Below are 26,188 nucleotides of genomic sequence, written 5' to 3'. Positions count from 1 at the left end.
ATACGAAAGAAGAAAATAATATGTCACAGGAAACAAAGATAAAAATAGGAAAAGTAGCAAATATAATAGCTACAATTATATTTGTGGTATTTATTGTTGTAGTATTTGCAGGAATACCAATGACTACAACACAGTTTATAGTTTTAATGGCAGTACTTTTTATATTATTTACTATATGCACAATTGTTGCTCATATAATGCTGAAGGATTATAATCCGGAATAGTATAAAAAAATATAAAAAAATATATAAAAATATATAAAAATGTAATAGTTTAGCTATTTGGTTGGACTGTTGCATTTTTTTTGTGAATTTTTTCACAAACAATTGCAATTACTATATTGATAATGGTATAATCAAATTCAATAGCAAAAAATAAGCATATGTTAATTATTATGAATAGTTGTCGGTAAGGTAGGAGAGAAATATGCAGAATCTAAAAGAACTGACAGGACAGCAAAAATATGATTTGTTAAGAAGTGAATATAAAGATTTTATTTTTGATTCCTATGAAGTTGAAAAAAATAGCAATGAGCTAGATATTAAATATAATTTTGTTGTGCCGGGACTTGCAGAGTTTCATCCAACATGGAAGATACCATTTAAGAATATTGAAGATACAAATGAAGATGCAATAAACAGACTAATTTTTAATCTGGGAATGGTAGAATTAGTCAGTTATTGGAAAATTGCATGTCCACAGAATGTTATTATTAAGTGTGGAGTATTGACTGATACACAGTTACAATGGTGGAAGAAACTATATTACAATGGCTTAGGCGAATGCTTTTATGTTAATGGCATTGAAGCGTATGAAAAAGAATTCATGCATTTAGTTTGTGATTATAGTAAAGAACAGACAGATTGTACAAAGCCAGTTAAATTGCATGGGATATATGAAGGGTGTTTAGTGCCTATTGGTGGTGGAAAAGATTCATGTGTTTCATTAGAAGTGCTTAAAAGAATTAAAGATGAGAAAATAACAACTTACAGCGTAAACAGAATTGAAGCCGTAAAGAAAGTAATAGATGTAACTGATAATAAAATTGGAGATATTCTTTGTAGGAGAACATTAGATAAAACAATGTTACAGTTAAATAGTGAGGGATATATTAATGGACATACACCATTTTCTGCTATTGTTGCATTTTCTTCAGTATTAACAGCTGCATTAAACGGACAGAAATATATAACTTTGTCAAATGAAAACAGCGCAAACGAATCAACGGTTAAAGATTCAAAAGTAAATCATCAATATTCAAAAAGTTATGAATTTGAATTAGATTTTAATGATTACATTGCAACCATAGTGGAGTCAGACATAAGATACTTTAGTTTATTAAGACCACTTACAGAAATACAGATTGCAAAAATATTTGCATCAAGTGACAAGTACCTTGAAATATTTAGAAGCTGTAATGCAGGAAGTAAAAAAGGTATTTGGTGTTGCGATTGTCCAAAATGTTTATTTGTATATATAATTCTTTCACCATTCTTAAGTCAGGAGAGATTGACAGAAGTATTTGGTGAAAATTTATTAAACAAAGAGAGCTTAGAAAAGTATTTCAGAGAACTTGTAGGAATAGATGAGAACAAACCATTTGAGTGTGTGGGAACACGAAGTGAAGTTGTGGCAAGCTTGAAATATATTATTGAAAAGGGTGAAAAACTAAAACTTACTGAAAAATATAAAGACTATATTGTGAATAATGGAGAAGATTTAAAGATACTGCTAGGTGAATGGTGCGATGAGCATCTTGTGCCGGATAATTTTGTAAAGGAAATAAGGAAAGTGGTGTAGTTATATGAAAATAGCAGATATTTTAACAGGGAAAAAGATTTTAATTTGGGGATATGGAAGAGAAGGTAAATCAACAGAACATTTCATTTTAGACCATAATATTGATTGTGAATATGATATTTTTGAAGGTAAATATGAAGATATCGATTGTGATAAATATGATATAATTGTTAAAAGTCCGGGCATAAAATGCCATGAAGATAATATTAAATTTACTTCACAGACGGAATTGATGTTAGCACAATTTGCAAAAAATATAATTGGTATTACAGGCACAAAGGGAAAGAGTACTACAGCATCTATGTTGTACACAACTTTAAGGAATTGTGGAGTAGATTGTGTATTAGTTGGTAATATAGGAAGACCATGTCTTGAGAGATATGACGAAATAAAAGATGATACTACAATAGTGTATGAAATGTCATGCCATCAGTTGGCACATGCAAAGGCATCACCTAAAATAGCAGTCCTTCTTAATTTATATGAAGAACATTTGGATTACTACGATACAATGGAAAGATATAAAAATGCTAAATTTAATATTTTCAGATATCAGAGAGTTACAGATACTTTTATTGTAAATGAGGAAATCGATTTAGATATACCGGTAAATGCAAGAAAAGTTGTTATGTCAGATAAAAATTTAGCAAAAGATTTCTTCCTTAAATTAAGAGGAATACATAACCAATACAATGCAAATGTAGTATATTATATTGCTACAAAGTGCTTTGGATTAGATGAAAAAGAAGTAACAAAATACATCGAATCTTTTGAAGGGCTTCCACATAGAATGGAACGTTTAGGGGAAATAGACGGAGTTACTTATTATGATGATTCAATTTCGACAATATGTCAGTCAGCAATTCAGGCTGTAGAAAGTATTGAAAATATTGGAACTATTATTATCGGTGGAATGGATAGAGGAATTGATTATCAGATTCTTTGTGATTATTTTGAAAAGAATACGAAGGTAAATGTTATTTGCATGTATGCTTCAGGTGAAAAAATTTATGACATGTTATCAGGCAGAGAAAATCTTTATATGTGTAATAACTTAGTAGAGGCAACAAATAAGGCAAAAGAAATTACAAAATCAGGACAAGCGTGTGTATTGTCACCGGCAGCAGCTTCATATGATCATTTTAAGAATTTTGAAGAGCGTGGTGATTTGTACAAACACACTTTAGGTTTATAAAAAACTATACGGGGATGGTAAACACAAAGTATGTGCTAATAATAAAGTTAGTGAGGTTACAAAATGGAAAAGAGAAACTTAGACACTATATGCGTACAGGGAGGATGGCAGCCTAAAAATGGAGAGCCAAGAGTACTTCCTATTTATCAAAGTACTACATATAAGTATGACAATTCGGAACAGATGGGCAGATTATTTGACTTAGAGGAAGAAGGATATTTTTACACAAGACTTCAGAATCCTACGAATGATGTTGTGGCACAGAAAATTTGCGATTTAGAGGGTGGTGTGGCAGGTATGCTTACATCTTCAGGACAGGCAGCAAATTATTATGCAGCATTTAACATTTGCGAAGCAGGTGACCATATTATATGTTCAGCACATGTTTATGGAGGAACATTTAATCTTTTTGGAGTTACAATGAAGAAACAGGGAATAGATGTAACTTTTATTAATCCTGATTGTACAGAAGAAGAATTAGAAGCTGCATTTAAACCAAATACAAAAATGGTATTTGGCGAAACAATATCAAATCCATCTTTAGTTGTATTAGATATTGAAAAGTTTGCAAAGGCAGCCCACAGACACGGAGTGCCACTTATAGTAGACAATACATTTGCAACACCAATTAACTGCAGACCATTTGAGTGGGGAGCGGATATTGTTACACATTCAACAACAAAATATATGGATGGTCATGCAATGGCAGTAGGTGGAGCGATTGTTGATAGTGGAAAATTTGATTGGAATGCCCATGCAGATAAATTCCCGGGACTTACAACTCCTGATGATTCATATCATGGAATTGTATATACTGAAAGATTTGGAAAGGGAGCTTATATTACAAAGGCAACAGCTCAGCTTATGAGAGATTTAGGCTCGATTCCGGCACCTATGAATTCATTTTTGTTAAATGTAGGACTTGAGACACTTCATTTAAGAATGCCACGTCATTGTGAAAATGCTATAAAGGTGGCAACATACCTTCAGAGCAGTGATAAAGTAGCGTGGGTTAACTGTCCGATGCTAAAAGGAAACAAATATTATGATTTGGCTAAGAAATATATGCCAAATGGTACATGTGGTGTAATTACATTTGGATTAAAGGGTGGAAGAGAAACGGCAATTAAATTTATGGACAGCCTTGAATTTATTACAATTGTTACTCATGTTGCAGACGCACGTTCATGTGTACTTCATCCTGCAAGCCATACACACAGACAGATGACAGATGAACAGTTAATTGAAGCAGGAGTTCAACCGGATTTAATTAGATTTTCAATCGGTATAGAAAATGCTGATGATATTATTAACGATTTAGAACAGGCTTTAAATAGAATTTAAATGTATTAAACAAAACAAAGGTCTTCATGGATTAAACATGAAGACCTTTAATTTTATTAAAGATAACAAAGTTACTTTGCCCTTGAATGAAAAAAAAATGTCAGTTAATATATATATAAGAGAAATTAGATTTTAGATGGTAGATGGTAGTATGAAACATGCTTTTAGGAGGTGCGATTTATGAGTTACGTTGAAATAAAAGATGTTGTAAAAGAATATAAAACAGGAGAAATAACAATAAAGGCGGCAGATGGAATGAATTTTTCATTTGAAAAAGGAGAATTTGTTGTTATTGTCGGACCTTCAGGAGCAGGAAAAACTACCGTACTTAATATTTTAGGTGGAATGGATAAATTGACTTCCGGTAACGTTATTGTTGATGGAAAAGATATAAGCAGATACAGCAATAGGGAGTTAACTACATATAGAAGACATGATATTGGTTTTGTTTTTCAGTTTTATAATCTGGTGCAAAATCTTACAGCATTGGAAAATGTAGAACTGGCAGGTCAGATTTGCAAAAATCCGTTAGATGCAAAAAAAGTTCTTGAAAGCGTTGGACTTAAGGAAAGAATGAAAAACTTCCCGGCACAGCTTTCAGGAGGAGAGCAGCAAAGGGTATCTATTGCAAGGGCAATTGCAAAAAATCCTAAATTATTATTGGCAGATGAACCGACAGGAGCATTAGATTATCAGACAGGAAAAGCTATATTAAAATTATTGCAGGATACATGTAAAAAAGGTATGACAGTTGTTGTAATTACGCACAATCAGGCAATTGCACCAATGGCAAACAGAATAATTAAAATCAAAAACGGTAAAGTCAGTGATATGACAATAAATGAAAATCCACTTCCGGTAGAAAAAATTGAATGGTAAAAATTAAGTATCAAGAGGTAGCTATATGAAGGCATTAAGAAAAGAATTTTATGTTCAAATAAAAAAGACATTTGGCAGGTTTTTATCCCTGCTTTTAATTGTTGCCCTTGGTGTGGCTTTTTATGCTGGAATACGTTCTACGGAACCTGACATGAGAAAATCCGTGGATGCAATTTATGATAAAGAAAACATTTATGATATTAGAGTTGTAAGTGAACTTGGAGTAACTAATAACGATATTAATGCATTAAAGTCTATAGATGAAATAAAAGACATCGAAGGTATATATAATGTGGATCAGGTAGTTAAGAATGGAGAAACAGAGTATACCGTGAAAATGATGTCTAGAACGGATACAATTAATAAAGTGAAAACAAATGTGAATGAACTGTCAGATGATGAGTGCCTTGTGGATAGACAGTTAGCTGAACATAATTACATTAAGGTAGGGGACAAGATAACAGTTGATAATGAATACGTAAAGGGAAAGGAATATACCGTAAAAGGAACTTTTTGTACAGGTAATTATTTATCATTTCACAAAGGAAGCAGTACAGTAGGTTCAGGAAAACTTGATGGATTAATAATTATTAATAAAAATCAGTTTGATATGGATAACTTCTCTGATATTTATATTACATTAAAAGGTGCTAAAAAGTTAGACAGCTATGGAACAAAATATGAAAAGTATGTTGATAAAGTGACAAATAAAATTAAAAAAGTTGCGCCTGCTATGGAACAAAAAAGATACGAAGAAATAGTTGACGTGGCAAATGAAGAAATTCAGTCAGCTCAGGAAAAGATAGATAAAAATTATAAAAAATACGAAAAAGGTTTGAAAAAAGCGGATGATGGACAGAAGGAAATAGAAGAAAATAGTAAAAAAATAGAAGAGGGAGAAAGTGAATTAAAAAAGCAGGAAAAAGAATATAAAAGTGGAGTTGAACAATACAATAAAGGGGAAAAGCAATATGAATCTGCCAGCATAAAATTGAAAGAAGGTGAAAAAGAGTATAAAAATGGTCAAAAACAATATGAAAGTGGATATGCTAAATATAAAACAGGAGTAAAAGAACTTGAAAGTGGGAAAAATGATTTAAATAACACTAAAAAAAGATTTGCTGCAATGGGAATGAGTGATGTGCCGCAGGTTAAGAGCCAGATTGAAAGTGCACAGTCAGAGATTTCTAAACATGAGCGACAATTAAATAAAGCAAAAATTAAACTGGATAAAAGTAAAAAGAAGCTTGATAAAGCAAAGAAAAGTTTAATTGTTGGAAAGCAGGAATTAAAAAAATCAAGAGCAGTATTAGATAATACGAAAGAAAAACTTGAAACCGGAAAGCAAAAACTAGCTGATGGAAAAAAAGAAATTACTGATGGTAAAAATGAGATTATAAAGGCACAAAAAAAGGTTGATAAGGCATATACGAAGCTTGCTAAGGCTCAGAAAAAGCTTAACAAAGCGCAAAGAAAAGTAGATAAGGCAAAAGATAAAGTATATGAGATAGAAAAGAAAGAATGGTATGTGCTGGACAGACAAACGGTTGTGTCATTTGTTGAATTTGGTCAGGACGCAGAGCGTATTGGAAATATAGGAAAAGTATTTCCACTTATATTCTTTTTGGTTGCAGCAATGGTAAGTTTGACGACTATGACAAGAATGGTTGAGGAAGAAAGAGTTCAGATTGGAACACTTAAGGCACTGGGCTATGGAAAAGGAAGCATAGCCGGAAAATATATCGCATATGGAGCAGTTGCAACAATTGCAGGTGGCATAATTGGAGGTATAGCAGGTAGCAAAACTTTACCATGGATTATAATAACTGCGTATAGATTGATGTATCAGAATTTATATATAATAGAAATTCCTATAAATGGATATTATTTTGTGACAGCATGTCTTGCAGCAGCAGTAAGTGTAATAGGTGCAACAATACTTGCGTGTTATAAAGCACTTATGGAACAACCGGCATCACTTATGCAGCAAGAAGCTCCAAAAGCCGGAAAGCGTGTGCTGCTTGAAAGAATACCTTTTATTTGGAATCATCTAAGTTTTAATATAAAATCGACTTTTAGAAATCTGTTTAGATACAAAAAAAGATTGTTCATGACTTTGTTTGGTATAGGTGGATGTATGGCTTTAATGCTTGTTGGATTTGGCGTTAAAAATTCCATAAATTCAATATTAACAATACAGTTTGACGATTTATTCCATTATGATTTGACAGTTACATACGATGATGAATGGACTAAGAAGAATGGAACGGATGAACTTAAAAAGATTCTCAACAGCAATTCGGATATAAAAGATAATTTACAGGCAGATGTATTGAATTATGATGTTGGAAAGGAAAATAGTACGGTAAGTACATACATAGTTATACCTGAAAGCACAGATGATATATCTAAATACGTTACATTTAAGAGCAGAACTAAAAATGAAAAATATAAGTTAAATGATGATGGTGTGCTTATATCTGAAAAAATGGCTAAGAAAATCGGAGCCAAAGTAGGCGATGAAATTTATTTCAAAGAAAGCGATACTGTAAGATATAATGTAAAGGTTAGTGCAATAATCGAAAATTATAGTTATCATTATATGTATATGACCGGAAAATATTATAAACAGATAACCGGGAAAGATGCAAAAATGAATACTGCTTTTTGTATCCTGAAAAAAGGCAGAGTTATAGACGATAAAATAGGAAATAAAATAATGAGTAATGATGGTGTTGCAGGAGTATCATTCTTACAGACAACATATAATAGTTTTAGTGAAATGATGAAAAGTATGGATACGGTTGTAATCGTACTTGTATTTTCGGCAGGACTACTTGCATTTATTGTACTTTATAATCTTAACAATATAAATATTGCTGAAAGACGAAGAGAATTGGCAACATTTAAAGTACTTGGCTTTTATGATATGGAAGTGTCAGGTTATATTTACAGAGAAAATGTCATTATCACAATTTTAGGAATTATAATAGGCATTGGATTTGGAATAATTTTGCACCAATTTGTAATTCAGACGGCAGAAATTGATATGGTTATGTTTGGAAGAAATATTGGAACGCGTGGTTACATTTATAGCACATTATTAACAATTTTATTTGCTGTAATAATTAATATTTCGATGCATTTTAAATTGAAAAAAGTTGATATGGCAACATCACTAAAAAGTGGAGAATAGTAAATAAAAAAGAAAGATAGGAAGAAAAAATGAAATTCAGACCATGTATAGACATTCATAATGGGAAAGTAAAACAGTTAGTAGGTGGAACGCTTAAAGATAAAGGTAATAAGGCACAGGAAAATTTTGTGTCACAAAAAGGTGGAGCATATTATGCAAATATGTATAAAAATAACAATCTTGAAGGTGGACATATTATTATTTTAAATGCAGCAGATTCCGAGTATTTTGAGGCTTCAAAAAAGCAGGCACTTGAAGCGCTTGCTGCTTATCCGGAAGGAATGCAGATAGGTGGAGGAATTAATGCAGAAAATGCAGCTGAATATATTGAAAATGGAGCAAGTCATGTTATTGTTACATCATATGTATTCAAAAATGGAGAAGTAAATTACGAAAATTTAGACAAACTTGTAAAGACAGTAGGTAAAAGTAAAATCGTATTGGACTTAAGTTGCAGAAAGAAAAACAATGATTATTATATAGTTACAGACAGATGGCAGACATTTACTAACATTAAATTAAATGAAGAAACAATGGAGCATTTTTCCAAATATTGTGATGAATTTCTAATCCATGGAGTTGATGTGGAGGGAAAAGGTTCGGGAATGGAAGAAGAGTTAGTAAAATTGCTTTCAAAGTGGGAGAAGAACCCAATTACTTATGCAGGCGGAATTGCAAGTGTAGATCAGATAGATAATTTCAAAAAAATATGTGATGCAAAATTAGATTTTACAATAGGAAGTGCATTGGATATTTTTGGTGGACATTTATCATATCAGGAAATAGTTGCTAAATATAATGAATAAAAATGATAGGTTACATTTTTATTCTTGTGCAATCGTATAGCATTTTATGATTGGCATCTTTTAAGTGGTTTATAATATTATTTTGAAAAATCTCCATACTATTTATAGAAAGTAGTATGGAGGTTTTTTATGAGTGAAAATAAAGAAAAAAATGACGATATCATAGAATATGGGCAGACTGATTTAGATAAAAATAAAGAACATAAGAAAATACATTTGCTTAATATTATAGGTGAAATAGAAGGGCATGATTGTCTTAGCAGTAATACGAAAACAACAAAGTATGAACATGTTATTCCAACGATTGCGGAAGTTGAGGATAATGATGAAATAGACGGTTTGCTTGTTATATTAAATACTGTTGGTGGAGATGTGGAGTGTGGACTTGCAATAGCAGAGATGATTGCAAGTATGAGTAAACCTACAGTTTCACTTGTCCTTGGAGGAAGTCATTCAATAGGAGTGCCATTAGCTGTTTCTACGGATTATTCATTTATTGTTCCGACCGGAACAATGGTAATACATCCTGTAAGAATGAATGGATTATTTATTGGTGTTCCACAAACATATGATTATTTTATGAGAATACAAAAAAGAATAAACCAATTTGTTGTTAATCATTGTGGGATAACTGAGCATAGATTTATAACATTGATGACAGAAACTGAAGTGCTTACAAAAGATGTTGGAAGTATTCTTGTTGGAAAGGAAACAGTGGATAAAAAAATAATAAACGAAGTTGGTGGCTTAAAGGAGGCAATGAATAAATTAAAATCCATGATAGATGATAAAAAAATATAATGATGTAAGGGGCAAAAGGTCTAAGTCCGCGTGAGTTTGTTCATAAGTGGGCTTAGACCTTTTATGGCTTTTATAGCTGCCAAGCATTAATATGTATTATAACTTGAATTAAGATTGAAAAAATAGTAAAATGAAATGTACTTATGGATTTTAGAAGGATAAAACTATTTGGAAAGTAGTAGGTGGATACATGGGATTATTTAAAGCAATAATATTAGGAATTGTGCAGGGACTGACAGAGTTTTTACCTGTAAGTAGTTCAGGACATTTGACTATATGTAAGCAATTAATTGGAATGGAAGATATCGGTTTTTCATTTGATATTATTTTACATGTTGGAACATTGCTGGCAGTATTCTTAGTTTACTGGAGAGATATAGGACGTCTTATAGTAGATGGAATAGGAATTATTGTTGATGTTTGCTTTAATATAAAAGAGTTTTTTGTCAGCAAAAAAATGCAGGATGAGCCATTTTACAGAAAAGTAGTATGTAATGGTTATAGAAAATTCGCAATGCTGGTAATAGTATCTACAATCCCAACAGGTATAATCGGTTATTTTGGAAAAGATTTAGTTGAAAAAGCAGGAACTACTCTTTTAGTTCCCGGAATATGTCTTATTATAACAGCAACACTTCTTCTTATTTCAGATAATCTTCCTGATGGAAAAAAGAAACCAAAGAAAACAAGCTATTTAAATGCACTATTTATTGGAACATGTCAGGGAATTGCAACTTTACCAGGACTTTCAAGATCTGGAACTACAATAACAGCGGGTCTGTTATGTGGATTAAAAAGAGAATTTGCAGTTAAATATTCATTTATTATGTCAATTCCGGCAATAATGGGTGCTGCAGTGCTAGACATCGCAGATTTTGGAAAAGATGGAATGACATCTTCAGATTTAGGATGTTACATTGCCGGAGCTTTAGTAGCGGCAGTTGTAGGATATATTTGTATTAAGACAATGCTTGTTATTGTAAGAAATAAGAAATTTAAATATTTTGCATACTATTGCTATTTAGTTGGCGCTATAGCTGTTATTGGTTATTTTGTAAAATAAAAAGAAAAATTAACGTAATTATTTTAATGACTGAAATAGAGTAATTGATTGAATAATAAAAATTTGATGGAGGTAATGATGGCTACTACTAAAAAAAGAACAAGTGGTACCAAATCCAAAAAAACAACAAATAAAGGACGAAACACCGGTACCCGTAAGAGCAATTCAAAAAATTCGAGAACCAGTGAACAGATAAGAATAATATCAGAAATTTACATATGGATTCTAATTGCGGTAGCATTATTACTTTTTTTAAGTAATTTTGGAGTTTGCGGGGTAGTAGGCAATATGCTCAGTTATTTTATGTTTGGAGCATTTGGAGTACCGGCATATATATTCCCTATTGTGCTGTTTTTTATAGCAGGTATATTGTTTGTAAATTTAGGCGATGTTAGAGCGGTTGCTAAAAGTGTAACTGCATTAATTCTTTATTTTGATGCATGTGTTTTTGCACATTTGATTTTGAATGTACAAAAGACTACAGTTAGTGAATATTACTCTTTTTGTGGTGAATATAAAATAGGTGGTGGAATTATAGGTGGAGCCATAGGAGATGGCCTTAAAACTTTATTTGGAATAGCAGGAACCTATGTGTTTGTAATAATAATTGCAATTATAACAATTGTTATATTAACTGAAAAATCTATTTTAGATATGCTTAAAAATCATGGAATCAGCGTTTACGAAAGCGCAAGAGATGATATGAAGGATATTCAGCAACAGCAGGAAGTTGCAAGAATAGAAAGAAAGAAGCAAAAAGAAATAAACAGACAGGAAAAGGAAATTCAGAGAGTTCATCGGGAGATTGAAGCTAAGGTAAGGGCTGAGGAAGTTGAAAAGAAAAAAATGGAAAAGGCAAAGCCTGTCAATTTTAGTGATTTAGATGCTATAAATGTCTCAGGAATAAAAGAAGAAAGTCAGAATGTACATGAAATTAATATAGAAGGATTAGAACCGGAATATAGTGGACATATTGATTTAGAAGAAGAACCGACAGGTCAGTTTATATATGGAAAACAAAGTGGTGTTACGGCGAAACTTAAAGAAGAGCCTATTAATAAAACTCCGATAGCGGATGAACATGCAAATGATGGAGAGTTTAAACCTAAGGAAAGAATATTTGTTTCAAAAGAAGCAAAAGAAGTAATGAATAGAAAGCCTTATGGCATGCATGAAATTAAACCTTCACAGGAAACGATGGATGCACAGGAAATTAATCCACAGACGAAAGTACCTGAAAAAGCATCATCAGAAGGAAAGATTATTGCACCGGTTAAGAAAAAGATGAAATATACTAAACCAACATATAGTCTTTTAAATAAAAATCCGGGAAGTAAGAATCCAACATCAAAAATGGAACTTATGGAAACAGCAAATAAATTGCAACAAATTCTTCAGAATTTTGGAGTTAATGTAACAGTAACAAATGTAAGTAAAGGCCCTTCGGTTACAAGATATGAATTACAACCGGAAATGGGAACAAAAGTTAGCAAGATAACTGCACTTACAGATGATATCAAATTAAATCTTGCCGCAGCAGATATTAGAATTGAAGCTCCGATTCCGGGAAAAGCAGCAGTTGGAATTGAAGTCCCTAACAAAGGAAGAGATACAGTTTATATAAGAGAATTATTAGAATCCAAAGAACTAAAAGAGAATTCTTCAAAGATTGCTTTTGCGGCAGGTAAGGATATTGCAGGCAGGGTTGTAGTTGCAGATATTGCAAAAATGCCACATATGCTTGTAGCCGGAACAACAGGTTCGGGAAAATCAGTATTTACAAATTCAATAATAATGAGTATTTTATATAGAGCGACACCTGATGAAGTTAAGTTGATTATAATTGATCCTAAGGTAGTTGAATTTAAGGTTTACAATGGAATACCTCATTTATTATATCCCGTTGTTACAGATCCTAAAAAGGCAGCAGGTATATTGAATTGGGCTGTGGCTGAAATGTCAGAAAGATATAAGAAATTTTCGCAAACAGGCTCAAGAGATTTGAAAGGATATAATGCAAAAATTGAAGCAGGAGATTACGAAGGAGATGAACCACCTGAAAAGATGGCTCAGATTGTAATAGTAATTGACGAGTTAGCAGACCTTATGATGGTTGCAGCAAAAGAAGTTGAAGATGCGATATGCAGACTTGCACAGCTTGCACGTGCAGCTGGAATTCATTTGATTATTGCCACTCAAAGACCTTCGGTAGATGTTATTACAGGTCTTATTAAGGCAAATATTCCATCTAGAGTTGCATTGACTGTTTCATCAGGAACAGATTCCAGAACAATTATAGATATGAACGGAGCTGAAAAACTGCTTGGTAATGGTGATATGCTGTTTTATCCATCAGGCTATGTTAAACCTGTAAGATTGCAGGGAGCATATGTATCTGATGAAGAGGTACAAAGGACAGTTCAATACCTTGTATCGCATAGCAGTGAGGTTGTTTACGAAACTTCCATTGAAGAAAAATTATCGGAACCATCTAAAGAAGATGGAGAAGAAAATGGAAGAGATGAATACTTTGAACAGGCAGCAAGATTATGCATTGAAAAAGACAAAGGTTCTACAAGTATGCTGCAAAGACAGTTCAGAGTTGGATTCAATAGAGCAGCACGTATAATGGAACAATTATACGATGCCGGTATTGTTGGACAGGAAGAACAAAATAAACCTAGAAAAATACTTATGAGCATGGAACAATTTGATGAGTATATTTCAGGTAATAATAAAAAAGAGGAGCAATAAAGGAGAAGAAAATGAAAACAGATATTCAGATTGCGCAGGAAGCTACTATGCTTCCAATTAAAGAGGTAACAGCAAAAATTGGGTTAACAGAAGATGATTTAGAATTATATGGTAAATATAAAGCAAAAATTTCAAATGAATATTGGAATAAAATAAAAGATAATGAAGATGGAAAACTTGTACTTGTAACAGCTATCAATCCAACTCCTGCAGGAGAAGGAAAGACAACAATTACTGTTGGTTTAGGACAGGCTTTAGGTCAGTTAAATAAAAAAGCAGTAATTGCACTTAGAGAGCCATCTCTTGGACCTTGTTTTGGTATTAAAGGGGGAGCAGCAGGTGGTGGATATTCACAGGTTGTTCCTATGGAAGATTTAAATCTTCATTTTACAGGAGATTTCCATGCAATTACATCAGCTAATAATTTATTAGCAGCAATGCTTGATAATCACATTCAGCAGGGAAATGTACTCGGAATTGACCCTAATCAGATTGTATGGAAGAGATGTGTGGATATCAATGACAGAGTATTAAGAAATATTATTGTAGGTCTTGGAAGAAAGGTTGATGGAACAGTAAGAGAAGACCATTTTGTAATTACAGTTGCATCAGAAATTATGGCAATTCTTTGCCTTGCAGATGATTTAGCAGATTTAAAAGAAAGACTTGGGAAAATAATTGTTGCTTATACATATGATGGTAAGCCTGTAACTGCAAAGGATATTCAGGCAGTAGGTTCAATGGCAGCACTTTTAAAGGATGCTATTAAACCTAATGTAATCCAGACATTAGAGCATACAATAGCACTTGTTCATGGTGGACCATTTGCAAATATCGCACATGGATGTAACTCAGTAAGAGCAACAAAGACAGCATTAAAGATGGCTGATATAGTAGTAACAGAAGCAGGATTTGGTGCAGACCTTGGAGCAGAAAAATTCATGGATATTAAGTGCCGTCAGGCAGGACTTAAACCTGATTGCGTTGTTTTAGTTGCAACAGTAAGAGCATTAAAATATAACGGTGGAGTTCCAAAGAGTGAATTGTCAGAAGAAAATTTAGACGCGTTGGCAAAAGGTATTGTTAACCTTGAAAAACATATTGAAAACCTTCAGAAATTTGGAGTCCCTGTAGTTGTAACATTAAATTCATTTATCACAGATACAGAAGCTGAATATGAATATATTAAGAAATTCTGTGAAGACAGAGGATGCGAATTTGCATTGGCACAAGTATGGGAAAAAGGTGGAAAAGGTGGAATTGATTTAGCTAATAAAGTTCTTGAAACATTAGAAAATAAAGAATCTAAATTCAAACCATTATATGATACCAAATTACCAATCAAAGAAAAAATCGAAACAGTTGCAAAAGAAATTTATGGAGCAGATGGAGTTAATTATTCACCTGAAGCTCAGAAGGCAATTGCTAAGATTGAAGATATGGGATATGGAAATCTTCCTGTATGTATGGCTAAAACACAGTATTCATTATCAGATGATAAAGATAAATTAGGAAGACCGGAAGGATTTGAAATCAGCATTCGTGACGTATATATATCAGCAGGAGCAGGATTTGTTGTTGTATTAACTGGAAATGTAATGACAATGCCGGGACTTCCAAAACATCCTGCAGCATACGATATTGATGTTACAGACGATGGAAAGATTACAGGATTATTCTAATAAATGATGCCGTGTATAAAATGCAATGAATTAAAATTAATTCGTAGGTATCAATAAGGAGCAAAATGCATTTTGCTCCTTAACTATAATAATTACTGCGAAGAAAGGAAGCGTTTATAAAGTAATGAAATTAATTGATGGAAAGAAGATTTCAGGTGAAATTAAAGATGAAATCAAGGAAGAAGTTGCAAAGTTAAAAGAACAGGGGATTGACATAGCACTTGCAGTCGTAAAGGTTGGAGAAGACCCTGCATCAGCTGTGTATGTTAGAAATAAAGAAAAAGCATGTGAATATGTAGGAATAAAATCAATTACATATGCATTAAAGGAAGAAACTACACAGGATGAACTTCTTGAATTAATAGATAAGTTAAATGCAGACAAAGAAATTAATGGAATTCTTGTACAACTTCCATTACCAAAACATTTAGACGAAACAGAAGTGCTAAACAGAATTGACAGCAAGAAAGATGTTGATGGTTTCCATCCAATGAATGTCGGAAAAATGATGATTGGTGAAGAAACATTTTTACCATGTACACCTGCAGGAATTGTTGAGCTTATAAAGAGAACAGGTGTCGAAATCTCAGGAAAAGAATGTGTGGTAATAGGACGTAGTAATATTGTAGGCAAGCCAATGGCGATGCTTATGCTCAAAGAAAATGCAACAGTAACAATTGCACATTCAAGAACAAAAGACTTAAAGAAAGTTACAAAAAGAGCAGATATTTTAATTGTAGCAATAGGTAAGCCAAAGTTTATTACAGCTGATTATGTTAAAGAAGGAGCGGTTGTAATTGATGTAGGAATCCATAGAAATGAAGATAACAAGCTTTGTGGAGATGTGGATTTTGATTCAGTAAGTGAAAAAACATATGCAATAACACCTGTACCGGGTGGCGTTGGACCAATGACTGTTACAATGTTATTGGCAAATTGCGTAAGAAGTGCAAAGTTATTTAGATAAAGATAAATAAGATATGAAAGGGCGGTGTCAAATGAAATTTGCGAATATTATTGTTGATATTTCACATGAAAAATTGGACCGCCCTTTTGGTTATATAATACCGAAAGAATTAGAAGATAAGATATCTATAGGTACTCAGATAGTTATTCCATTTGGAAAAGGAAACAGAGAGATAACAGGATATGTAATCGAGATAACAGACAAGCCGTCATTTGATATAAATAAGATGAAATATATTATTCGTGCAAATGAAGGCGCGGCAACGGTTGAAAAACAACTTATAGAGTTAGCCTGGTGGATAAAGAAAGAGTATAGCTGTACAATGAATCAGGCATTAAAAACAGTCATACCTGTTAAAAAGAAAATAAAAAATATACAAAAGAAGACAATAACGCTTAATATAAGTGAAGAAGAAGCAGAAGAAAAGATATTAAAATATAAAAAGTCCAATGCAAAGGCAAAGGTCAGATTGCTACAGGAACTAAAAGATATAAAACATATGTCAAAGGAGCTTGTAGTAGACAAATTAAATATATCGCCAAGTACTCTGAAGGCACTTGAATCTACAGGAGATATTTTGATAGAAATTGAAAACAGTTATAGAAATCCTGTTAATTTTAATAATCTTGAGCGTTATGATATAATATTAAATGAACAGCAAAAAGCTGTCGCAGACAGTATTAAAAAGACAATGGATTATAAAAAAAGTGAAAAAGCAAATGTTCATTTGATTTATGGGATAACCGGAAGCGGTAAAACAGAAGTTTATATGGATATTATAGACAAGACTATCCACGATGGAAAACAGGCGATTGTTTTAATTCCTGAAATCGCTTTAACATATCAGACAGTAAAGAGATTTACGAGAAGATTTAAAGATAAGGTGTCAATAATTAATTCAAAACTGTCAGCAGGAGAAAAGTATGATCAGTTTGAAAGGGCAAAAAGAGGAGAAATAAGTATAATCATAGGTCCAAGATCTGCGCTTTTTACCCCATTTGAAAATTTAGGCCTTATAGTAATTGATGAAGAGCATGAGGGAGCATATAAAAGTGAAAATGTTCCTAAATATCATGCAAGAGAGGTGGCTGCAAAATTATGCAATATTACAGGAGCAACATTAGTTTTAGGCTCAGCAACACCTTCTTTAGAATCATATTTTAATGCGCAGACAGGGAAATATAAGTTACACAGACTTACAAGCAGAGAAAAAGGCAAATTGGCACAGGTGTCAGTAGTTGATATGAGGAAAGAGCTAAAGAATGACAATAAGTCAATGTTTAGTATGGAATTAAAGCAGCTGATTAATGACAGATTAGAAAAAAAACAGCAGACTATGTTGTTTATAAATAGAAGAGGATATGCAGGATTTGTGTCGTGTCGGGAGTGTGGAGAGGCAGTCAAATGCCCACATTGTGATGTGACATTAAAAGCCCATAATAATGGAAAAATGGTGTGCCATTATTGCGGTTACGAAGAACCGATTCCAAGGTTATGCCCAAAATGTGGTTCTAAATATATAGCCGGATTTGGTATAGGAACACAAAAAGTTGAAACAATGATAAAAAAAGAATTTCCACAGGCCAAAGTATTGCGAATGGATTTTGACACAACATCAAGGAAAGGTGGTCATGAAGAAATACTGTCAGCTTTCGCAAATCATCAGGCAGATATCCTCGTTGGAACTCAGATGATTGTAAAAGGACATGACTTTCCTGATGTAACATTAGTTGGAATTTTAGCAGCGGATATGTCATTATATGCGAGTGATTATACGGCGGCTGAAAAGACGTTTCAATTACTAACGCAGGCAGCAGGAAGAGCAGGAAGAGGAAAAGAAAAAGGACAGGTCGTAATTCAGACATACTCACCGGATAATTATAGTATTGAATCAGCAGCAAAGCAGGATTATGAAGAATTCTATCAGGAAGAATTAGCATATAGACAATTAATGCAATATCCACCTGTAGCGGCAATGACTGAAATCTTAATTCAATCTGAAGATGAGGAGTTGTTAGACAGATTTACAGATGCCCTTACTAAATATATAAACAAATTAAAAGAAGCAAAATTTAAACAGTTAATGATAATTGGACCGGCGAAACCTCCGGTGGCAAAGATAAATGATGTATATAGAAGAATGATATATTTAAAAAGTCTTGATAAAGAAAAACTTATTAGAATGTCAGACTATATACAAGAATTAATAAATACTTCACAAAAAGTTAAAGGTATAACCTTACAATTTAATGTGAGAGAGTGATAAAAGGAGAAATGAGATGGCGCTTAGAAATGTTAGAGAATTAGGAGATCCATGTTTAAGAAAAGTTTGTAAAGAAGTTAAAAATATTAATGCTAGAACAAAGATTCTTATAGATGATATGCTTGATACTATGTATGAGGCAAATGGTGTCGGACTTGCAGCACCTCAGGTTGGTGTTCTTAAAAGAATTGTCGTAATAGATATAGGAGATGGTCCGATTATCATGATTAATCCTGAAATTATAGAAAAAGATGGAGAACAGACAGGGTATGAAGGATGTTTAAGCCTTCCAGGAAAATCAGGGGTAGTCACAAGAAGCAACCATGTTGTTGTAAGAGCATATGATGAAAATATGGAATTATATGAATTAGAGGGAACAGAATTACTAGCAAGAGCAATACAGCATGAATGTGATCATTTAGACGGAATAATGTATGTAGACAAGGTTGAAGGAAGAATATATGACAATGAAGAATTAGAAGATGAATAAAGAAAAATTCATTTTAATAAATCTTTCCGACGACAAGCCACCGACCTAAGGGAGGGGCAATACATATTATTAGAGGAGAAATAAGATGAAAATAGTATTTATGGGTACTCCCGATTTTTCAGTTAATGCTTTAGAAAATATTGTAAAAGCAGGTCATGATGTGGTTGGTGTAATTACACAACCTGATAAACCAAAGGGACGTGGTGGAAAAATGCAATACACACCGGTAAAAGAAAAAGCATTGGAATTAGGACTTGATGTATATCAGCCACAAAGAGTTAAAGAAACTGAATTTATTGAAAAGTTAAAAGAAATGAATCCTGATGCAATTGTGGTAATTGCATTTGGACAAATTTTACCAAAAGCAATTTTAGATATGCCTAAGTATGGATGCATAAACGTACATGCATCATTACTTCCTAAATACAGAGGAGCGGCACCTATTCAGTGGTCAGTTATTGACGGCGAAAAAGAAACAGGTGTTACAACAATGTATATGAATGAAGGATTAGATACAGGGGATATTATAGACAAAGTAGTTGTCCCGATTGATAAGAAAGAAACCGGCGGAAGCTTATTTGATAAATTAGCAATAGAGGGTGGGAAATTAATCTTAAAAACATTAATTGAACTTGAAAATGGAACAGCAGTAAGAACTCCGCAGGATGACAGTAAGTCAAATTATGCAGGTATGATTAATAAACAGTTAGGAAAAATTGACTTTAATAAATCTGCAAATGAAATTGAGAGACTTATAAGAGGGTTGAATCCATGGCCAAGTGCATATACAAAAATGGATGGTAAGACTTTAAAAATATGGGATGCAGATGTGGACGATTCTGAAAATGATTCTGCACCAGGAACAATTACTGAAGTAGGTAAAGACTTTATCCGTGTTGCAACGGGAAAGGGAAGCCTTAAAATTTTAGAACTACAGTTAGAGGGCAAAAAGAGAATGAAAACAAGAGATTTCCTAAATGGAGCTAAAATTCCTGATAGAATGGAGGGATAAATATGATTTTAGCATATTATGGATATGGATATTATTATTTTGATCCAACTTATATTTTCTTAATTATTGGTGCAGCTATATGTATGATAGCTTCAGCAAGAGTAAATTCAACATATAATAAATACTCCAATTATAGAAGTATGTCAGGACTTACAGGAGCTCAGGCTGCAGAAAGAATATTAAGATCTCAGGGAATTACAGATGTTCAGATTCGTCATATAAGAGGCAATCTGACAGATAATTATAATCCGGCAAATAAAGTTTTAAGTTTGTCAGATGCAACCTATGCAAGTGACAGCGTTGCAGCAGTCGGAGTAGCAGCACATGAATGTGGACATGCAATACAGCATGCAAAAGGATATGCACCTATTTCAATTAGAAGCGCATTAGTCCCATTTGCAAATTGGGGCTCAAGACTTTCATGGATATTAATAATCGCAGGATTGTTTATAGGCGGCAATTCATCGCAGATGATTATTGATTTAGGAATATGGGCATTTTCATTAGCCGTATTATTCCAGCTCGTTACATTGCCGGTAGAATTTAATGCATCATCACGTGCAATGCAAATACTCGAATCAACAGGAATTCTTGGAACACAGGAACTACAATATACACGAAAAGTTTTATCAGCAGCGGCTATGACATATGTTGCGGCAGCAGCTTCATCTATTTTGCAGTTATTGAGACTTATTGTATTATTTGGCGGAGGAAGAAGACGTGACGACTAATAAAGCGCCGGAAGTTAATCTTAGAAATATAGTTTTAAATATGCTTTTAGAAAATAATAAAGGTAGACTTAGTCATTTAATTGTTAAAGATACATTAGATGAAAATAAAAATCTTGATAAAAATCAAAGAGCTTTTATTACACGCCTGTTTCAGGGAACTATAGAAAGAACAATTGAAGAAGATTATATAATTAACTTGTTTTCTAAAACAAAAGTTAATAAAATGAAGCCGGTAATCAGATATATATTACGAATGTCTGTTTACCAGCTTAAATATATGGACAGTGTTCCTGAATCGGCAGTTTGTAATGAAGCAGTTAAATTAGCAAAAAAAAGAAAATTTTCTAATTTAAGTGGATTTGTAAATGGTGTTGTTAGAAATATAGCCAGAAATATGGATTCCATAAAATATCCTGAAAAAGAAAATGAAAGACTTGAGATTGAATATTCAATGCCTTTATGGATTGTTGATATGTGGATTGAAAGATTTGGCATTGAAACGACAAAAAATATACTTAAAAGTGTGTATAATAAAAAAACAACAACTATTAGAGTGAATACGTCAAAAACTACAGTTGACGAAGTAGTAGTAAGACTTGAAAATGAAGGAGCAAAAGTAAAACGCTCTACATTGTATAGCAATGCATTAGAAATATCAGATTATAATCAGATTGCAGATTTTTATGATTTTAATAAAGGAAACATTGTAGTACAGAATTTAAGTTCAATGTTTGTAGGAATGGCAGCTAATCCTAAAGAAGGGTACTACATAATTGATGTGTGTGCGGCACCTGGAGGAAAAAGCCTTCATATAGCTGATTTGATTCATAATAAAGGTAAAATTAGGGCAAGAGACTTAACTGAATATAAAGTAGGCCTTATTAATGAAAATATAAAAAGAACCGGATTTAACTGTATTTTTGCTGAATGTAAAGATGCAACTAAATTAGATAAAAATGTCATAGGTAAAGCAGATATTGTTATAGCAGATTTGCCTTGCTCAGGACTTGGAGTTATAGGAAATAAAGTTGATATAAAATATAACACAAGTATTGAACAGATAAATGAGCTTGCAAAATTGCAAAAAGAAATATTAAGCGTGGTTTCCAAATATGTTAAACCGGGTGGAACATTAATATATAGTACTTGTACTGTGACAAAAGAAGAAAATGAAGATAATGTAAAATGGATAGAAGAAAATCTTCCGTTTAAATTACAGTCATTAAATAAAAAACTGCCGGAACAGATAATTGACAACAAACATGATTATGTTCAGATTCTTCCGGGAAAATATGGAATGGATGGATTTTTTATTTCGGCATTTAGAAGAATAGATAAATAGGATGAAAAGATATGACAAAATTAGACATTAAATCATATAATTTAGAACAATTAAAGAATGAATTAAGTCAGATGGGAGAGAAGCCTTTTAGAGCAGGACAGATATATAAATGGCTTCATATTGACAGAGTTTCAAGCTTTGACGAAATGACTAATTTGTCAAAAGATTTGCGACATAAATTAGATGAAAAGTATGAGATAATCACTCTTAAACCTGAAAAGGTCTTAATTTCTAAAATAGATGGAACAAGAAAATATTTATTTGGAATAAAAGGTGGAGCAGTAATTGAAAGTGTGTTAATGAGATATCATCATGGAAATTCAGTATGTATTTCAACACAGTCAGGATGTCGTATGGGATGCCGCTTTTGTGCTTCAACGCTAAATGGATTAGATAGAAATCTTACTACATCTGAACTGCTTGAACAGATTTATCAGATAGAAAAAAATATAGATGAGAGAGTATCAAATATAGTTTTAATGGGAAGTGGCGAGCCTTTAGATAATTTTGAGAATGTGACTAATTTCATTAGAATGATAACAGATGAGAATGGTGCAAATATAAGCCAGAGAAATATTACGTTATCAACATGCGGACTGATTCCAAAAATTAAGGAATTAGCAGATATGAATTTTCAAATTACATTGGCAATTTCCTTACATGCATCAGATGATGAAACCAGAAAGAAATTGCTTCCTATTGCAAATAAATATACAATAGAAGAAGTTTTAGATGCATGCAGATACTATTTCAATAAAACAGGAAGAAGAATAACATTTGAATATAGTCTTGTTGCAGGTGTAAATGATACAATAGAAGAGGCGGATAAATTAGGCAGACTTGTATCAGATTTGAATTGTCATGTTAATCTGATACCGGTAAATCCAATTAAAGAAAGAGAATACCGTCAGTCTGCAAAACAAGCTGTTTTACAATTTAAATCGAGAGTTGAAAAATATAAAATAAATGCTACTATAAGAAGAGAGATGGGCAGAGATATAAATGGAGCCTGTGGTCAACTTCGAAACGAAGCAATGAGTCAGCGAAAGGAGGATTTGGAGTGAAAGCATATGGAAAAAGCGATGTTGGATTAATGAGAACAATTAATCAGGATAGTATATTTGTATCAATGAGTTCCGTTGGAAAACTTCCAAATTTATTCATTGTAGCCGATGGCATGGGCGGACATAAGGCAGGAGATGTTGCGTCTAGGAAAAGCATAGAAGAATTTATTAAATATGTATGCACAACTAATATGACAGATCCGGCTAATATACTCGATTCGGGGATTATGGAGATAAATAAAATAATTCTTGATTTAGCAAAGTCTAATAAAGATTATTCAGGTATGGGAACAACATTTGTAGCAGCTACAATTGTTGAGAATCATGTTTATATTGCAAATGTAGGTGACAGTAGACTATACCTTGTAAATGAGGATATACAACAGATAACAAGAGATCATTCTTTAGTAGAAGAAATGGTCAGATTAGGTCAGTTGGCAAAGGAAGAAGCCAGAACTCATTTTAAAAAGAATATTATTACACGCGCGGTAGGTGCAGAAGAGGCTGTGACAGCAGATATTTTTGAGATTGAGACAAAGCCAAATGATAAGCTTTTGTTGTGCTCAGATGGATTAACTAATATGGTTGAGGATTATGAGATAAAAACAATAGTTCAATCTAGCGATGATATTGAATCAGCAGTCCATAGACTTATTGATCAGGCTAATGAGAACGGTGGAAAAGATAATATATCGGTTGTTCTTGTTGAGCCGGGAGTGATGAGGTGTAACAATGATTAAGAAGGGTATGTTTATTGGAAACAGGTATGAGGTTTTAGATAAAGTAGGTTCCGGTGGAATGTCGGATGTCTATAAAGCAAAAGACCATAAGTTAAATAGATTTGTAGCTATTAAAGTATTAAAACATGAATTTAGTAAAGATAAGAATTTTGTATCAAAATTCAGAGTGGAAGCGCAGTCTGCTGCAAGACTCGAACATACAAATATTGTAAATGTTTATGATGTAGGAGAAGATGCAGGACTTTATTATATTGTAATGGAACTTGTTGAAGGAATTACATTAAAGCAATATATAGCAAGAAAGAAAAGGCTTTCAGTAAAAGAAGCTACAAGTATTGCAATCCAGATTGCACAGGGCATAGAGTGTGCACATAACAATCAGATAGTGCATAGAGATATAAAGCCGCAGAATATTATTATTTCAAGAGAAGGAAAAGTAAAAGTAACTGATTTTGGAATAGCTAAAGCTGCTTCAGCAAATACGATAAATGGAAATGCCATGGGGTCAGTTCATTACATATCTCCTGAACAGGCAAAGGGAAGTTATGTAGATGAGAGAAGTGATATTTATTCGCTAGGCATTACAATGTATGAAATGCTTACAGGAAAAGTACCGTTTGATGGAGATAATACTGTAAATATTGCATTACAGCACATTCAGAATAATGTTCCTGACATAAGAAGCATAATTCCTGAAATGCCGGTAAGTATTTCAAAAATAGTCCTTAAATGTACACAGAATAAACCAGACAGAAGATATCCTAAAATATCATCACTTATAGCAGATTTGAAAAAGTCATTATTAAATCCTTATGATGATTTTGTAAGATTTGATTCAAATGAAGATTTAAGTGAAACAACATTAATTACTGATTCAGGAATTAAGAAAATAAATCCTGATGATGGTAAAGTAGTTGATGAAAAGATTGAAAAAATACAGGATAACAATGATATAGATGCTGTTGATCCTAAGTTAGATAAGTTAATTACAGTAGGTGGAATTATTGCAGGTATAATAATGTTTATTATAATCGTTATAATTATAACAGTAGTTGTACAAAGTAATAACGTAGAAATACCTACAACACCTCAAAAAGAATCATCTACTATTGATTCAAAGCAGACAATAGTTCCTTATGTAGTAGGAATGACAGAAGATGAAGCACAGGAAGCATTACATGATAAGGCGTTAGGATACCAATATGAAGGCTATGTTTATAATGATGAATATGAAAGCGGATACATATGTAAGCAGTCCGTTGATGCAGATAGTGTAATTGATAAGCACACAACAGTAATCTTAACGGTAAGTAAAGGTTCTGAAAAATTAGAAATACCTAAGGAACTAGTTGGAGAAAAACTAGCTGATGTAGAGTCAAAACTTGATGAAATCGGAGTAAACTGGGAAATAGAATACGAATATAATTCAGCAAGTGTTGATACTGTATTAGATATTAATCCGAGTGAAGGAGCACCGGTTTCAAAAGGAGATACGGTTCATATTAAGGCAAGCAGAGGAACTAAAATTTCAACAACAACTATTGTACCGTCTTTGATTGGAAAGAAAGAGAAAGATGCTAAAAGTTCTATTTCAGCAGCAGGATTAAAAGTTGGAGAAATACGATATGTAAATGATGAATCCGTTGCTAATGGAAAAGTAATAAGACAGACGGTTAAATCAGGTGGAACAATTCCAAAGGGTACAACAATAGGACTTGTAGTAAGTTTAGGACCGGTTGAAGTAACAACTGTACCTGAGACAACTACACAACAGGTTATAAATGAATCTAAACAGGCTGTTTTAGTAAAATCACAGTTATATTTTGAAGATGACAACACACCTGTTACAGGCGGTGTTATTACGGTAACATATAGTAATGGACAAACAGAAGCTACAGACGATGCATCAACATGGGATACTACAATAATCAATGTTCCAACAAATCAGGATGGAACAGATTGTACATACACATTAATGATAGGTAGTCGTATAGTTAAAATTAACGCAGGTGGATGATGAATAACAATAGGGGACTTTTTAGTCCCCTATTAAGTTGTA

General features: G+C 32.8%; 20 protein-coding genes. All 20 read left to right on the top strand.

What is annotated here, in order from left to right:
• Positions 1–20: 20 nt before the first annotated feature.
• The 20 genes from N5B56_RS02075 (at position 21) to pknB (ending at position 26,146) form a co-directional block, all read left to right on the top strand.
• Positions 21–224, top strand: coding sequence for a hypothetical protein (locus tag N5B56_RS02075; protein WP_022088493.1), 204 nt, complete (start codon positions 21–23; stop codon positions 222–224).
• Between the two features lie 202 nt (positions 225–426).
• Positions 427–1,800, top strand: a complete 1,374-nt coding sequence (locus N5B56_RS02070) for a MurL-like N-terminal domain-containing (protein WP_117909821.1) — start codon at positions 427–429, stop codon at positions 1,798–1,800.
• 4 nt (positions 1,801–1,804) lie between these two features.
• On the top strand, positions 1,805–2,995 hold the full coding sequence (gene murD / locus N5B56_RS02065; RefSeq protein WP_022088495.1) for a UDP-N-acetylmuramoyl-L-alanine--D-glutamate ligase: 1,191 nt from the start codon (positions 1,805–1,807) through the stop codon (positions 2,993–2,995).
• A 63-nt stretch (positions 2,996–3,058) separates the two neighbouring features.
• A complete protein-coding gene (locus N5B56_RS02060; RefSeq protein WP_118565549.1) occupies positions 3,059–4,339 on the top strand; it encodes an O-acetylhomoserine aminocarboxypropyltransferase/cysteine synthase family protein in 1,281 nt (426 codons plus the stop codon).
• Between the two features lie 180 nt (positions 4,340–4,519).
• Entirely contained in the window at positions 4,520–5,218 is a 699-nt protein-coding gene (locus N5B56_RS02055) for an ABC transporter ATP-binding protein (RefSeq protein ID WP_022088497.1), read from the top strand.
• Between the two features lie 25 nt (positions 5,219–5,243).
• Positions 5,244–8,414 (top strand): FtsX-like permease family protein, encoded by a 3,171-nt coding sequence (locus N5B56_RS02050; protein ID WP_260978291.1) that lies wholly within the window; start codon positions 5,244–5,246, stop codon positions 8,412–8,414.
• 29 nt (positions 8,415–8,443) lie between these two features.
• Positions 8,444–9,220, top strand: a complete 777-nt coding sequence (gene hisA, locus N5B56_RS02045; RefSeq protein WP_117909823.1) for a phosphoribosylformimino-5-aminoimidazole carboxamide ribotide isomerase — start codon at positions 8,444–8,446, stop codon at positions 9,218–9,220.
• 129 nt (positions 9,221–9,349) lie between these two features.
• Positions 9,350–10,021 carry a ClpP family protease gene (locus N5B56_RS02040; RefSeq protein WP_022088500.1) on the top strand — a complete coding sequence of 224 codons (672 nt, stop codon included), beginning with the start codon at positions 9,350–9,352 and terminating at the stop codon, positions 10,019–10,021.
• Between the two features lie 190 nt (positions 10,022–10,211).
• Positions 10,212–11,084 (top strand): undecaprenyl-diphosphate phosphatase, encoded by an 873-nt coding sequence (locus N5B56_RS02035; RefSeq protein WP_260978290.1) that lies wholly within the window; start codon positions 10,212–10,214, stop codon positions 11,082–11,084.
• Positions 11,085–11,162: 78 nt separating this feature from the next.
• Complete coding sequence (locus tag N5B56_RS02030) at positions 11,163–13,838, top strand: FtsK/SpoIIIE family DNA translocase (RefSeq protein ID WP_260978289.1); 2,676 nt, start codon at positions 11,163–11,165, stop codon at positions 13,836–13,838.
• An 11-nt stretch (positions 13,839–13,849) separates the two neighbouring features.
• Positions 13,850–15,520 carry a formate--tetrahydrofolate ligase gene (locus tag N5B56_RS02025; RefSeq protein WP_178515395.1) on the top strand — a complete coding sequence of 557 codons (1,671 nt, stop codon included), beginning with the start codon at positions 13,850–13,852 and terminating at the stop codon, positions 15,518–15,520.
• Between the two features lie 124 nt (positions 15,521–15,644).
• Positions 15,645–16,487 carry a bifunctional methylenetetrahydrofolate dehydrogenase/methenyltetrahydrofolate cyclohydrolase FolD gene (folD, locus tag N5B56_RS02020; RefSeq protein WP_260978288.1) on the top strand — a complete coding sequence of 281 codons (843 nt, stop codon included), beginning with the start codon at positions 15,645–15,647 and terminating at the stop codon, positions 16,485–16,487.
• Positions 16,488–16,518: 31 nt separating this feature from the next.
• Positions 16,519–18,750, top strand: a complete 2,232-nt coding sequence (priA, locus tag N5B56_RS02015) for a replication restart helicase PriA (protein ID WP_178515393.1) — start codon at positions 16,519–16,521, stop codon at positions 18,748–18,750.
• 16 nt (positions 18,751–18,766) lie between these two features.
• Positions 18,767–19,240: a peptide deformylase gene (gene def / locus N5B56_RS02010; RefSeq protein ID WP_022088506.1), complete on the top strand. Its 474-nt coding sequence runs from the start codon at positions 18,767–18,769 to the stop codon at positions 19,238–19,240.
• An 85-nt stretch (positions 19,241–19,325) separates the two neighbouring features.
• Complete coding sequence (gene fmt, locus N5B56_RS02005; protein ID WP_022088507.1) at positions 19,326–20,252, top strand: methionyl-tRNA formyltransferase; 927 nt, start codon at positions 19,326–19,328, stop codon at positions 20,250–20,252.
• 2 nt (positions 20,253–20,254) lie between these two features.
• Positions 20,255–20,983, top strand: a complete 729-nt coding sequence (locus N5B56_RS02000) for a zinc metallopeptidase (RefSeq protein ID WP_117909828.1) — start codon at positions 20,255–20,257, stop codon at positions 20,981–20,983.
• The gene (gene rsmB, locus N5B56_RS01995; RefSeq protein WP_178515391.1) at positions 20,973–22,325 is read left to right on the top strand and encodes a 16S rRNA (cytosine(967)-C(5))-methyltransferase RsmB; all 1,353 of its coding nucleotides are present in this window, start codon (positions 20,973–20,975) and stop codon (positions 22,323–22,325) included. The genes N5B56_RS02000 and rsmB overlap by 11 nt, the downstream gene beginning before the upstream one ends.
• A gap of 11 nt (positions 22,326–22,336) precedes the next feature.
• Entirely contained in the window at positions 22,337–23,389 is a 1,053-nt protein-coding gene (gene rlmN, locus N5B56_RS01990) for a dual-specificity RNA methyltransferase RlmN (RefSeq protein ID WP_118565545.1), read from the top strand.
• Complete coding sequence (locus tag N5B56_RS01985) at positions 23,386–24,129, top strand: Stp1/IreP family PP2C-type Ser/Thr phosphatase (RefSeq protein ID WP_117909831.1); 744 nt, start codon at positions 23,386–23,388, stop codon at positions 24,127–24,129. Before rlmN ends, N5B56_RS01985 begins: the two co-directional genes overlap by 4 nt.
• Positions 24,122–26,146 carry a Stk1 family PASTA domain-containing Ser/Thr kinase gene (gene pknB, locus N5B56_RS01980; protein ID WP_118565544.1) on the top strand — a complete coding sequence of 675 codons (2,025 nt, stop codon included), beginning with the start codon at positions 24,122–24,124 and terminating at the stop codon, positions 26,144–26,146. The genes N5B56_RS01985 and pknB overlap by 8 nt, the downstream gene beginning before the upstream one ends.
• Positions 26,147–26,188 lie beyond the last annotated feature (42 nt).

This window comes from Eubacterium album (assembly GCF_025336545.1).
GTDB lineage: Bacteria > Bacillota > Clostridia > Lachnospirales > Lachnospiraceae > Eubacterium_U > Eubacterium_U album.
This window is presented reverse-complemented; position numbering and strand designations above follow the sequence as displayed.